The organism is Pseudoalteromonas sp. bablab_jr011, from assembly GCF_016464045.1.
Classification (GTDB): domain Bacteria; phylum Pseudomonadota; class Gammaproteobacteria; order Enterobacterales; family Alteromonadaceae; genus Pseudoalteromonas; species Pseudoalteromonas lipolytica.
In genome coordinates this window covers 55,186-69,142 of sequence record NZ_JACDWU010000200.1, presented here as the reverse complement: position 1 = coordinate 69,142, position 13,957 = coordinate 55,186, and the positions used below count along the sequence as shown (strand labels likewise).

General features: G+C 43.2%; 10 protein-coding genes. 4 read left to right on the top strand and 6 right to left on the bottom strand.

All coding sequences use genetic code 11. The annotated features are described in order from the left end of the window. Positions 1-185: 185 nt before the first annotated feature. The 5 genes from JIG41_RS12255 to JIG41_RS12235 all read right to left on the bottom strand — a co-directional run bounded on the left by JIG41_RS12255 (position 186) and on the right by JIG41_RS12235 (position 6,414). Positions 186-848, bottom strand: a complete 663-nt coding sequence (locus JIG41_RS12255; protein ID WP_036972584.1) for a class I SAM-dependent methyltransferase — start codon at positions 846-848, stop codon at positions 186-188. Between the two features lie 9 nt (positions 849-857). Then, the gene (locus JIG41_RS12250) at positions 858-4,508 is read right to left on the bottom strand and encodes an AAA family ATPase (protein ID WP_199524832.1); all 3,651 of its coding nucleotides are present in this window, start codon (positions 4,506-4,508) and stop codon (positions 858-860) included. After that, positions 4,505-5,737 carry an exonuclease SbcCD subunit D C-terminal domain-containing protein gene (locus JIG41_RS12245; protein WP_065979216.1) on the bottom strand — a complete coding sequence of 411 codons (1,233 nt, stop codon included), beginning with the start codon at positions 5,735-5,737 and terminating at the stop codon, positions 4,505-4,507. Before JIG41_RS12245 ends, JIG41_RS12250 begins: the two co-directional genes overlap by 4 nt. A 68-nt stretch (positions 5,738-5,805) precedes the next feature. Continuing rightward, on the bottom strand, positions 5,806-6,042 hold the full coding sequence (locus tag JIG41_RS12240; protein WP_036972579.1) for a hypothetical protein: 237 nt from the start codon (positions 6,040-6,042) through the stop codon (positions 5,806-5,808). A 135-nt stretch (positions 6,043-6,177) separates the two neighbouring features. Beyond that, on the bottom strand, positions 6,178-6,414 hold the full coding sequence (locus tag JIG41_RS12235) for a hypothetical protein (RefSeq protein ID WP_036972578.1): 237 nt from the start codon (positions 6,412-6,414) through the stop codon (positions 6,178-6,180). 261 nt (positions 6,415-6,675) lie between these two features. Between JIG41_RS12235 and JIG41_RS12230 the strand changes: the two genes are divergently transcribed. The 4 genes from JIG41_RS12230 to JIG41_RS12215 all read left to right on the top strand — a co-directional run bounded on the left by JIG41_RS12230 (position 6,676) and on the right by JIG41_RS12215 (position 11,261). Then, positions 6,676-9,114, top strand: coding sequence for a M1 family metallopeptidase (locus JIG41_RS12230; protein WP_036972576.1), 2,439 nt, complete (start codon positions 6,676-6,678; stop codon positions 9,112-9,114). Continuing rightward, entirely contained in the window at positions 9,114-9,611 is a 498-nt protein-coding gene (locus JIG41_RS12225; protein ID WP_036972575.1) for a DUF6702 family protein, read from the top strand. Before JIG41_RS12230 ends, JIG41_RS12225 begins: the two co-directional genes overlap by 1 nt. Positions 9,612-9,744: 133 nt before the next feature. Beyond that, positions 9,745-10,362 (top strand): HAD family hydrolase, encoded by a 618-nt coding sequence (locus JIG41_RS12220; RefSeq protein WP_036972573.1) that lies wholly within the window; start codon positions 9,745-9,747, stop codon positions 10,360-10,362. A 173-nt stretch (positions 10,363-10,535) separates the two neighbouring features. Next, complete coding sequence (locus tag JIG41_RS12215) at positions 10,536-11,261, top strand: YebC/PmpR family DNA-binding transcriptional regulator (protein ID WP_199524831.1); 726 nt, start codon at positions 10,536-10,538, stop codon at positions 11,259-11,261. Positions 11,262-11,676: 415 nt separating this feature from the next. Here the strand turns inward: JIG41_RS12215 and JIG41_RS12210 are convergent, their stop codons facing one another. Next, positions 11,677-13,854, bottom strand: coding sequence for a malate synthase G (locus JIG41_RS12210; protein ID WP_199524830.1), 2,178 nt, complete (start codon positions 13,852-13,854; stop codon positions 11,677-11,679). Between the last annotated feature and the right edge of the window lie 103 nt (positions 13,855-13,957).

Genomic DNA, 13,957 nt, shown 5'->3' with positions numbered 1-13,957 from the left:
TAATCATTTTGAGTGATTAAACCAGTCGCTACCTACGTTAAAAATTTCTGATTTAGAACAACTAAATAACTAAATTTTTGCCTTGTTATCAACGCGGTTTTATTGCCTCAAAATAGACCACTTAATTAAGCGGAATGGTATGATCGCGCTGACAATGGAAGTTCAAAGCTTAAAACTTAAAGAGTCTAACTCCCCACCACATACCCAGTGAAACCCAGCACTTTAAAATACTGTTTAGGGGTGCTAAATCCGCTTTCATTCATTAATTCTGAAAAACGAATACGGTCTAATGGGTAAAACTCATGTTCTAGATTGTGTCGGGTGCGCTCTTTGCCGGCATCGGTTAAACCTAGCTGAGTACAAAGCTGTAGTTGTGATTCGCGCTCAAATTGCGTTTCAGGGCGCATTAAATCGGCAATGAATAAGTTGCCCTGCTTTTTAAGCTTGCTTTTAATCGCTTTTAACAGCGCTTTTTTATCGCCATTGTCCTCGACAAAGTGCATGACTAATAAACATAATGCTGCATCGGCGCTTGCATCAATATCGTTAATATCGCCACAATGAACCGTTACACGGTCACTGATGTTATGTTGGCTAAAGTGCTGCTCAGCGATATCCAACATATCTTGTGAAATATCCTGCGCAATAAAACGCCAGCCTGCGTTGAGCTTAGCAAGTTCTATGATCTCTTTTCCGGTGCCTGCACCAATCACTAAAATACACGCGTCGTTGTCGAGCGTGCTGACTAGTTGCGCTGCGGTTGCTTGGTGTAATAACGCGTACCCTGGCACTAAACGCGTTATGCGCTCATCGTAATGACTGGCTTCTTCATGATTAAAAGTTGGCATGCTAATCCTTTAAATAACAGAGATGGTTGAGTAACCACCGGGTTTTTTCGCTACATGTACCTGCGTGGCCACGCGTTCGGTCATTTCAGATACATGCGAAATAACCCCTACTTTACGGCCTTGTGCTTGCAGCGAATCGAGAGCATCCATCGCGATGCTTAACGTTTCACTGTCCAACGTACCAAACCCTTCATCGATAAACAAAGAGTTTATTTGCACTTTATTCGATGACAACGAGGCAAGCCCCAAAGCCAGTGCCAGCGAGACTAAAAACGACTCCCCGCCTGACAAAGTATTAACAGAACGCTGCTCATCGGCCATGTCTTTATCAATGATGGCAATATCCAGCGTTTGCCCGATAGCCGTTAATTTGTAGCGCTTGTTTAAAGTGTGTAAGTGGCTATTGGCATAATGCAGCAGTATTTTGAGGGTTTGCGTTTGCGCTAAGTTACGCATGGTTTTACCACTGGCATCACCCAGCACTTTATTAAGTAAATGCCAGTGCTCGTAGCGCTTTTGCTGTTGCACTAATAATTGCTGTTTATCTGCTAATGCTTGGCTATTTTGTTGGTGCGTGTGCAGCTCACTGCCTACTTGCATCAGCGATTGATTCGTATGTTGCTGGGCATTAGCGGCGTTAGCTAGTTCAGTTTCAGTGTCGCTTTCGCTGTGCTTTGGCTGATCTTTTAAATGTGCTGACTGCGATGAATGCAGCTGTTTTAAAGCTGCTTGAGCTTCTTTTAGCGCATTTTCTGCCGCGTGGTGCTCGTTGAGTGTTTGCTTTATTGATTCGCTACTGATGCTTAAAAGCGTTGTAATTGCGTCTTCAGAAAGTGAAGGATGCTGTGCTTTAAACTCGCTAAACCACTGCGTGAATCGTTTTTCAAGCGCAGCTTGTTCATCGCTTAACTCTTTTTCACGCATCGTTAAGTGGCTTATTTGAATAGCGTGCTCGTCACGCGCTTTAACCGCATTGCTTAGGTGTTCTTGAGCCTGTTGCACTGCTTGCTGTAACGAGTCAATGGCCTGTTCAAGTTGTGCAATATACTCATCGACCGAAATGTTCGCATCGGCAAACAAGGTAATGCGTTTTTCATGCAAAGCAGCCTGCTCGTTCTCGGTATGGGCAAGTTGCGCAGTGCACTTAGCTTTCGCTTCTGCTGCTTCATGTTGCTGAGGCAGTAAATGCGCGATGGTTTGCTCAGTGCTTGTTAGAGCCTTCGTTAGCTCATCTGATTGTTGAAGTTTCGTTTGATAGCGTTGCACATCCTCTGCAATAGTCTCTAATGACAACTGCTGCTCATTGAGCTGTTGCCACCAAGGGGCATTTTTAAAGGTGTCGTCGAGTGTGGTATGCAGTTGCTGATGCTCTGCATTTAGCTCGTTTAAACGCGCTTGTTCAGTGTTGAGTTGCTGCTGTGTTTCACTCAGTTTTTGCTCTGCTGCATGCAGTGCTTGCCCTTTTTGATTAAACTCTGCTTGTTTGGCTGTTAATGATGTTTGCAGCTGCTGTTGTTGCTCAAGCACTTTAAAATACTGCTGTTTCTGGCTCGTGAGCTGCTGCTGACGCTCGTTTAATTGCGCCTCGGTTAAATCATTCAGCTCTGTACGATTTGCCGCCATGGTCTGTTTGAGCGTGTTCTGCTGGTCGGTGAGTTCACTCACCTGCCCCTCTAATGACGCTATTTGCTGAGTACAGGCTGTCAGCTCATTACTTTTTGTTTGCTGTAAAGCTTGCTGATTATTTAGGTGCTGTTTGGCACTATTAAGTTGCTCAGTAAAATCATTAATGAGCTGACTAAACTGCGCATTAACCACATCATGTTGAAACGGGTGTTCAGTCGAACCACAAACAGCACATGGCTCACCCGCTTTTAAAGTGGCTCTTAATTGGCTGACCCCCTCACTGGCTCTTAACTGTATTTGCTGTAAGTTTTTCTCACATAGTGTCAGCTGTTGTTGGGCGTTTTCTACATCCTGCCCTATCGCGCTGAGGGCTGTTTGTAACTGTTGTTTATTTTGGTTTAAGGTGTCTGATTGGCTTTGCCACACTTTTAATTGTTGCTGATTACTTTGCCACAGTTGACGCTTTTCAATAAGGTGTTTAATCGCCTCTAGTTGTGCATCTATGTCGGCCATAGACTGACTATTTAAGCGGTCTTTGAAGCTAGTGTCTTGTTCATTCAGCGTTTTTAGTGCGTGCTCAAGCGCTTGATACTGTTTTTGTAATTGCTCACGGCTGTGTTGCTGCTCAGTCAACGTAGGCTGAAGTGACTTTACCGTTTGATTTGTTTTATCAATACGAAGCTGCAGTTGATTAAAGCGGCTTAATTCACTTTTATAATATGACCAGTCTTTGGCTAATGGTTGCCATTGTGCATGTGTCGCTAACCAATTAGTGAGCGCTTGTTGTTGCTGATGTTGCTGTTGTTGCTCAGCCTTTGCCGTATTAAGTTTATTGCTCAGCTCGGTGTTATGCTGGTTCGCTTTTTCGAGTTGTGCTTTTTGAGCGTGTGCTTGCTGGTTCAATACCGCCAGTTGTTTATCGTACTCACGTGCTTGGCTAATGATTGGCTGAGCATCTTTTTGCGTTTGTTTCGCTTGCTTTAACTGCTCAGTGTGTTTGTTTAGCGTTTGCTCTGCGTCACTTATCAGGGCGTTATGATCAATTTTTAAAAGTTGCTCACGGTTTTCTAGAAGCTGCGCTTGCTGAGCTTTAATTGTGGCTGTGCGCTCACGGTTATCTTTTATTTCTAAGCACTGCTGCGCTTGTTTGGCTTGCTTTGCCTTGTCTTCAAGTTGTTGTAATTGCTGCTCAGCTTGGTGCTTTGTGTGTTCCGCTTGCGTTATTTGTTCTGATAGATGCGCCGCCTGTTTATACCAAGTTTGGTATTGCTCCAGCTGCTTTATTTGGTTTTGTAGTTCAGTTTGCTTCGTTAATAGCGACTGATGCTCAGCTTGCTTAGCCGCTAACTCTTCGGGGCTTAATACCTTAAAGTTCGCCAAGCTCAGTTTTAATTGCTCAAGAGCCTGTTGTTGTTCGCGGTGACGTTCAAATATACGTTGCCCAATACGACTAAACTTGTCGGTGCCAGTTAAGCATTCTAACAGTTGTGCCCTTTCATCCCCTGTGGCTTTCAAAAAGGCTGCAAACTCATGCTGGGCAAGTAACACCGCCCGCGAAAATTGATCAAAGCTTAAACCAATAATGCGCTCTATTTCTTTGCTGGCATTACTTCTATCGGCAATTAAGGTTTCGTCAGGCAATGAATGAAGCGTGTGTTGCGCTTGTTGTAATTTGCCATTCGCTTTGTTCCGTGCGCGGCTAAAGCTCAAGCGAGCACGGTAGTGATGTTTATCTTGGCCTATAAAGTCCACTTCGGCATAGCCCTGCCCTGCCCCACGGCGTAATAAATTTCGCGAGTCATTGAGCTTGATATTATCGCCATTAAAGTCAATTTTATTACCTGTGTCGCCACGAAGTCTCGCGGTTTTGGTATACAGTGCTAAACAAATGGCATCAAGTAACGTACTTTTACCTGCCCCGGTATCGCCCGTAATGGCAAATAGCCCGGCTTCTTTTAATGGCGAAGCTGTAAAATCGACTTCGGCATCGACAATGGATGCCAATTGATGAACACGTATCGCTAAAATTTTCATAGCACGTCCTCCGTATTCAACTCATCGATAACGTCGCTTAATAAGTCTTCGAGCTCTTTTGGCACTGCTTGCCCTGCCATATCTTTATGATTGGCAAAGGCTTGCTCTAACAACGAATGTGGATTGAGGGCTTCGATTTGCGACACATCGTCAAACAAGGCTTGCTCATCGTCTTGATGATTGCGCTCTTGTCGCACCCGTTCAATCCCACAAAACTTAAGCTGCTTACCTGCCAGCGCTTGTTCAATTTGCTCTCTAAACGTGGTGTCGGTGTCGTGAGCGCTCAGTTTAACGCGTAAATAGGGCGCTAAGTTTTCATCGCTTAAATCAAGTTCACTCAACAGCTCACACAATTCACTCAGCGGCACACAGTCTTTTTCGGGGAGCAGTATGACTTTACAAAAGCTCGGTATGTAAAGGGGGTTTACAGTGCAACTTGAATCAGAAAGCTCAATTAACATAACTTGGTGCTGGTAACGGCGCTCAGAAAAGGACATCGGCATGGGGGTGCCACTGTAACGAATGGTCTCAGACTTGGCGACGGTTTGTGCTTTATGCAAGTGACCAAGGGCTACGTAATCAGCCTGTTCACTAAAAATGTTAGCCGAAATAGCCTCCTCACCGCCAATCACTAAGTTTCGCTCTGAGTCTGTCGAAATATCGCCGCCTTTTGCATGGAGGTGTCCCATTACTATTAGCGGTGCTTTCGGTAACTCACCGGCAGCATTTAGTGCATCTTTATAAGCCAGTGCCACTGCTTGGTTGTAACTTAAAGGCTGCTCTTCTTGGCGATTATAGTGACTTAAATCGCTGCTTCGCAAAAATGGCATGGCAACAACATGTGCTTGGCCATTTTTTGTTGATATAGGCAGTACGACATCTTTTGGGCTTGCGGTATCGAACCGACCCACCACATGCGTATCAAATTGAGCCAGTAAGGGTTTTGCAGCCATGATACGGTTTGCCGAGTCATGATTACCAGCAATAATCACGATGTGTAAATCTGGGCAACGTTGTTTGGTGTTCTTGATAAATTGATAGAGTTGGTTTTCTGCACTCGCAGGCGGTGTCGCCGTGTGATAAATATCGCCAGCAACGAGTAATAAGTCGATGTGCTGTGCTGCGAGAGTCTCCGTTAACCAGTTTAAAAAAGCCTGATGTTCCTCGAAGCGGGAATGTTCGTAGAATTGTTGGCCTAAATGCCAATCAGAAGTATGAAGGACTTTCATTAAACGCTCTTATTATTTATTAAGAGCGACAATATACCTAAGCTGAGCCTCGATGCCCAGCCTCGTTTTTAACTTAAGCTATACCACGCAAACAACACCATAGGCAAAGCAAGCAGTGCCATTATTAAGGGCACTTTGATAGCCTTTGTTTGTTTGGCCTGTAAAACTTTAAGGGCATTGGTTTCATTACATGCCGCTACTTTGTCGATATAGAAATACCCCGAATCTAGGTATTGTTTACAATTTTGTTCGTCCGCTGGAATTGCAATTAGTTCTTGTTGTTTTTTTAGGATGTAAAAATCCATACGCTCACCGAATTCTATGCTGATTACCGAAACATTTTTTGGGTATGAATAGACACACATAAACACCCAAATCGAAAAAAGTGGGCGATTTTAAATACAAACAGCAGTAAATTTCAATAGAAAATGTCGCAAAAACTACTTTATTGCGAAAATAATTGCAATTAGACTCAAAATAACCAGCGTAGAGCCATAAAACAGCCATTTTTTAGGGCGTTTTGCATGGGGAGTGGTACGCGATAGTGCATCGGGTTCATCGCGAGCGGCAATGACCTCTACAAACTCAAATCCGCGTGCTTTGTATTCGTTTAAAACCGATTCTTCTGCTGGAATAGCAGCTAATCGAGAGTCTTTTTTTACAATGTAAAACTTCATTTAAGTCCCCTCTTACCTTTAAACAAAAAATAAGCAACCTCGCTATATTTTAAGTGTAATACGGGGGTATGAATTAGCACTGAACCTGTTAGGTTTGTAAAGGGGCTTTACAGTTTTGTTAATAGCAGATGAAAGGATTGAAAAATACAGGCTAGGAAAGCGCGAATACTACCCTAAAAAACCCGCACTTTATCGTGATTTTATTGAAATTTTGTTAGTGGTTTGAGATGTTACGCTCACGCATATTTTACAGGATTAACAATGAAAAAAGCAGTTATTACTTTGAGTGCTTTGGTATTGCCTTTAGCAGTATCAACCGCAGTCATGGGGTCGTCTGTTGAGCAAACAAAAGGCTCATTTGTTGACAAGTTCCGTCAACTTGATGAAGCACTTGCAACGCCTAACGTATACCGTAGTGCCGCGGGTGAACCCGGCGAAAACTACTGGCAACAGCAAGTAAATTACGACATCGATGTAAACCTTGATGAGAAAAAACGTCGCTTAACAGCGCGTCAAACTATCGAATATAAGAATAATTCACCTCACACATTAAAGTACCTTTGGTTGCAATTAGACCAAAATATTTTTAAATCTGATTCAATTGCCGAGATGACCGCTACTTTCAATGGTAAAACATTGCAAGGTGACCCTCAGCCAAAAGCCACTAAATTGAGCTTAGGCCAGTTACGTCGTCAGCAATTTATGGCCGACAACGAGCTAGGTTTTCAAATCGCCAATGTTAAAGACGAAGACGGAAAAGAGCTTAAAGTAACCGTGGTTGATACATTAATGCGTATTGACCTAAATGAGCCGCTTAAACCGGGTAAAGACGTTGAGTTCAGCATGGACTTCGCCTTTAACATTGTTGAAGAAGATGCGGTAGGCGCACGTTCAGGTTATGAACACTTTGAAGAAGACGGAAACGATATCTTCTTATTAGCACAGTGGTTCCCGCGTCTTGCTGCGTACACAGACTATGAAGCATGGACTAACAAAGCGTTCTTAGGAAGCGGTGAGTTTACACTGGAATTTGGTAATTATGATGTCGAAATCACCGTTCCTGCGGATCACATTGTATCGGCAACAGGTAAGCTAGATAACCCAGGCAGTGTATTAACACGTGCGCAGCGTAATCGTCTTGAAGAAGCTGAAAACGCTAAGCGCCCTGTATTTATCGTGACCGAAGAAGAAGCACTTGAGAACGAGAAAGAAGGCACCGACAAAACCAAAACATGGCACTTTAAAGCCGAGAACGTGCGTGACTTTGCATGGGCATCATCACGTAAGTTTATGTGGGATGCAAAAGGCTACCATCAAGGTGGTAAAGAACAGCCGTTAGTGATGGCAATGTCTTTCTATCCGAAAGAAGGCGGTGACCTGTGGAAGAAATATTCTACCGAAGCTGTTGTGCACACGATGGAAGTGTATTCACGCTTTTCGTTTGACTACCCTTACCCTGTGGCTCAATCAGTCAATGGCCCTGTTGGGGGGATGGAATACCCCATGATCACATTTAATGGTCCGCGTACAGAGCTTCAAGACGATGGCACCCGTACTTACTCTCAAGCTGAAAAACGTTTCTTAATTGGTGTTGTTATCCACGAAGTCGGTCACATTTACTTCCCGATGATTGTTAACTCAGACGAGCGTCAGTGGACGTGGATGGACGAAGGTCTAAACAGCTTCCTAGATGGTGTTGCGGGGCGCGAATGGGACCACACAATCCCTTGGGGTGTTGAGCCGCGTGATATTGTTGAATACATGAAGTCTGAAAACCAAGTACCCGTTATGACACAGTCTGACAGCGTATTACGTTTAGGACCTAATGCGTATACTAAACCTGCTGCTGCACTTAATATTTTACGTGAAGTGATTCTGGGTCGTGAGCTGTTTGACTTTGCATTTAAAGAGTACGCGCAGCGTTGGAAGTACAAACGCCCTACTCCTGCAGATTTCTTCCGTACTATGGAAGAGGCGTCAGGGGTTGATCTAGACTGGTTCTGGCGTGGTTGGTTCTACACCACAGACCATGTTGATATCTCGTTAGACAAGGTTTATCAACTGCGTTTAGACACAAAGAATCCTGATATCGACTTTAATCGTCTTCGCGACATTGAAGCTGATAAACCAATGCCATTATTCGTTAAACGCAATAAAGAAGAAGGCAAAAAGTTATGGGTTGAAGAAAACCCAGATGTCACAGATTTCTATGACGAAAATGACCGCTTTACAGTGACTAACAAAGAACGTAACGCGTATAACAAGTTCCTTAAGGGGTTAGAGCCGTGGGAGCGTAAAACGTTTGAACGTGCAATTAAGGAAGATAAAAACTACTATGTGCTTGAGTTTTCAAACTTAGGTGGCTTAGTGATGCCTATCTTATTAGAGCTGACCTATGAAGATGGCACGAAAGAAGAACAGTACATTCCTGCTGAAATCTGGCGTCGTAACCACAAGCACGTACAAAAGCTAATTATTACTGAAAAAGGTAAAAACTTAGTGTCTGTTACGGTTGACCCTCGCTGGGAAACAGCCGATGTTGATGTGGAAAACAATAACTACCCTCGTCGTATTATTCCATCGCGTATCGAAGTGTATAAGCGTGAGAAGAGTAAAGCGAAAGTGAGCCGTGATATCATGCAAGATATCAAAACTGAGCTGAAAAAAGACGACGAAAAAGATGCTGAGGAGCAAAAATAATGCGCTTTATAGCCATTATTTTCGCTTTATTACTGAGTGCGCCAACGATGGCGCACCAGTTAAAAGCGTCTGTGACTACGGTATTATTTAATAAACGCACTAATAACATAGAGCTAATGCATCGCTTTTATTTGCACGATACGGAGCATGCTGTTGAACATTTGTTTAATGGCAATGCCGATATCTTAAGTAACAAAGAAGATCAAAAGCGTTTTGCTGATTATGTTGAGTCACACATTGCACTGCAAACCTTAGAGGGCAAGCAACTTGAGCTTAAAAAAGTGGGAGCGCAAGTTGATGGTAAGTTCTTTTGGGTTTACCAAGAAGTCACCATCCCTGAAGGCATCAAAGGGATTCGTATGAGCAATGGCGCGTTACGTGATTTATGGCCTGCACAGGTCAATATGGTTAATATTGAAGGCAAAGGAAAGGTGAAAACACTTACCTTTAGCCAAGATGATAACTGGCTTGAAGCTAAATTTGAGTCAATTAAATAATAACCCTATCCGATAAAAAAGGATTTAAAAAGTCTATTTTTTAATCCTTTGATCCTTTAATTAACGGTTATCGTACACTATCTTATTAATGGGTCTTAAAATTTTCCCCCAATTCTCATATACAGGGATTTATATGAATATCCATGATAACAATATACGTGGTGTCATTTTCGATTTAGACGGCACCTTGGTTTCGTCAGAACTCGATTTTTCACTGATTAAAGCGCAAGTTGGCTGCCCGCTTGAAAAAGATTTGTTAGCCTTTATAGCCGCTTTACCTTCACCTTATATGCGCGAAGAAGCGATGAACATCGTGCATCAACATGAGCTTTTAGATGCGCAGCACTCGCATTTATTGCCAGGTGTTGCCAGTGCGGTTACTGCACTCAAAGAAAATAATATTCCAATGGCTATTGTTACGCGCAATTATGACCGTGCTGCAGCAATCAAACTTAAAAATAACCCTTTGCCAATCGAAACAGTGCTGACTCGCTCAGATGCGCCAGCAAAGCCAGATCCAAGTGCGCTCAATGCGATTGCAACGCTTTGGGAGCTTGATAAATCAGAGCTGTTGTATGTTGGCGATTATTTGTTTGATATTCAAGCGGCACATAATGCGAATATGCGTGCTTGTTTGTATGCGCCAGATGACATTCCTGACTATGCTGATCAGGCAGATTACATACTGCATCATTTTTCAGAGTTACCTAATTTAGTTGGCGCATTTCAACAAAATAAAGTGTTATGTTAAATAGCCCTTCCTTTAATTATTTCTGCATCGTTTACTTAATTTTTTACTTTCAAGATTGTCGCCTGAGTTGTTGTCTATTTAAGCGAGAACGATAAACAGACCTGGTACTAGCCCAAGCGACAATGAATTGCTAAAATATCGGCAATTAACAAATGTATTCATAGAGGCATAAGATGGGCAGAGCATTTGAAGTCCGCAAAAACGCCATGGCTAAAACGGCCAATGCAAAAACAAAAGTAAATTCTAAGTACGGTAAAGAGATCTACGTTGTTGCAAAGAATGGTGAACCCGACCCAGAAGTAAACCAAGCATTAAAACGCATTATTGAACGTGCAAAACGTGATCAGGTTCCTGCGCATGTAATCGAAAATGCCATGAAAAAAGCAGCCGGTGGAGCAGGGGAAGACTACTCTCCAGCACGTTACGAAGGGTATGGCCCAGGTAACTGTATGGTGATTGTTGACTGTTTAACAGACAACCCTAACCGCACAATTAAAGATGTGCGTTTACCGTTCACTAAAACTGACTCAAAAATTGGGACGCCTGGTTGTGTCGCGCACATGTTCGATCACTTCGCGGTTCTTGGTTTTGCTGGCGAAGATGACGAAGTGGTACTCGAAGCCCTAATGATGGCTGATGTTGACGTGACGGATGTCGAAGTAGAAGACGGCAAAGTGTCAGTATTTGCACCGCATACAGAATACTACAAAGCAAAAACAGCACTTGAAGAAGCGTTTGAAGGTATTACATTTGAAATAGACGAAATCACGTTTGTTCCACAAGTACATACTGAGATCACTGATCCAGATGATATTGCTAATTTTGAAAAGTTCATCACGATGTTAGATGACTGTGATGACGTTCAAAACGTTTATCACAATGCGATTGTCAAAAACTAATTTTAAAAAATTAGCACGTAAAAAGGGGCATTTGATAACAAATGCCCCTTTTTTGATCAATTTTTATTAGCCGATGAATGGCCATTATTCACTGTATTTATTCCGTTAAATAACAATATCAAGCTGAAAAAATACTGAATTATTGTAGGGATAACATGAGTCGCAAGCGTGTAAGACAGCGCTCACTAACGACTGTATAGATATAAAAGATAAAGCAATACAGGCGCAATTGCCGAGCACAACTCAATACAAAATTTTTGTCTTGTTATCAACGATGTATTATTGCCTCAAAATAGACCACTTAATTAAGCGAAATGGTATATAGACATGCGTTTATTGATTTTTAGACGAAAAAAAGCAGCCCGAAGGCTGCAAAGAACGACACATCAAACTCGAAAGGGAGTGAGAAAAGTGATTAATGTTGAGACTTATACTTTATACGAAACGCATGCAGTAATGGTTCAGTATAACCACTTGGCTGTTTAACGCCTTCTAAAACAAGGGCTAATGCTGCTTGGTACGCAACACTTTGTGCTAGGCTTTCGGCTGAGTCAGCCATATTGGTGTAAGCTGGATCCCCTTCGTTTTGCCCATCGACGACTTTAGCCATACGTGCCATCGTTTTACGAATTTGCTCTTCATTGCATACACCATGATACAGCCAGTTCGCCATATGCTGGCTTGAAATACGTAGCGTTGCACGGTCTTCCATTAAGCCTACATGGTTGATATCTGGCACTTTTGAGCAACCAATACCTTGATCAATCCAGCGCACTACGTACCCTAGAATGCCTTGTGCATTGTTATCAAGCTCGGCTTGGATATCTTCTTTTGATAACGTACTTGGGTCTTTCATCAGTGGGGGGGTAAGTAAGCGTGTGAGGCTTGCTTCTTTACGGTCCATCAGTGTCTTTTGACAGGCAAATACATCAATATCATGATAATGCATTGCATGCAGTGTAGCCGCAGTAGGAGAGGGCACCCACGCGGTATTAGCCCCGCTTTTCGGGTGGCCAATTTTTTGTTCCATCATCAACGCCATTTTATCAGGCATTGGCCACATACCTTTACCAATTTGCGCTTTACCACTGAGGCCTGTTGCAAGGCCAATATCGACATTACGGTCTTCGTAAGCGCTGATCCAAGGTTCTAGTTTTATAGCGCCTTTAGGCAGTACGACACCTGCTTGCATTGAGGTATGAATTTCATCACCTGTACGGTCTAAGAAACCCGTGTTAATAAACACAACACGGTTTTTTGCTTCGTAAATACAGGCTTTTAAATTTGCTGAAGTGCGGCGCTCTTCGTCCATAATCCCCATTTTTATGGTGTTTGCAGGTAAACCAAGCATCTGTTCAACACGTGTAAATAGGGTATTGGTGAAGGCCACTTCTTCTGGGCCGTGCATTTTGGGTTTAACAATATTGATGCTGTGAGCTGACGAATTTTTAAGGCCGTGCGTGCCTTTTAAGTCATGCAGGGCTGCGGTACTGGTGATGATGGCATCCATTATGCCTTCAAACACATCATTCCCCTCGCTATCTTGAATTGCTGGGTTTGTCATTAAGTGGCCTACGTTACGCACAAACATCATGCTTCGCCCTTTTAGGGTCACCGTTTCGCCATTAATACCCTGATATTGGCGGTCTTCAGCTAAGCGACGTTCAATAGTCTTCCCATCTTTGTTGAATGCTTCAACAAGGTTGCCTTGCATCAAACCAAGCCAGTTTTTGTAGACATTAACTTTGTCTTCAGCATCGACCGCAGCCACAGAATCTTCGCAGTCCATAATGGTGGTTAGTGCAGCTTCAAGTACAACATCTTTGAGGCCCGCTTTGTCTGCTTGCCCAATTGGGTGATGATGATCGATTTGTAGCTCAACATGTAAGCCATTATTTTTCAACAGAATAGCACTCGGATTTTGTGCTTCACCTTGATAACCAACCAATTGTTCTGGGTGTGCCAGACGCACTTGGCTGCTATCACGCAAGGTGATAAGTAGCTCGTTATTCACAATGGCGTAGCTGGTACTTTCAATGTGTGAGCCATTGGCTAAAGGCAGTGCTTTATCAAGGAATTGGCGTGCAAAAGCCATTACTTTAAAGCCTCGCACAGGATTGTATGCAGCGCCTTTTTCTGCGCCATCGTCTTCACTGAGCACGTCGGTGCCGTACAGCGCATCGTACAAGGAGCCCCAGCGTGCATTAGCTGCATTCAGTGCAAAGCGTGCATTACTAACAGGCACAACTAGCTGAGGGCCTGCTGTATTGGCTATTTCGGGCTCTACGTGTTCGGTTTCAATTTTGAAATTGGCGGGCTCTGGCACCAGGTAGCCAATCTCCTCAAGGAAACGTTGGTAATTGGCTGCATCCCATACCGGCTGCTGTTTATGGTAGTTATCAATCTTGGCTTGCAGTTGTTCGCGTTTTTCTAAAAGCGCCCGATTGATAGGAGTTAACTCATTAACAATATCGGCAAAGCCTTGCCAAAACGCTGCTGGAGAAATGTCTGTACCAGGTAGCAATTGTTGTTCAACGAACTGTGCTAGCTGCTGGTCAACACTTAACCCATTTAGTGAGGGAGTGGTGGTCATAATAATGTCCTTTAAACGGTCGTAATTCGATCAGTCATGGCTCAACCATATCGTAAAAAAGGGTAAATGGCAGGCTAAATGTCATTCACCAAAAGTATAGTGG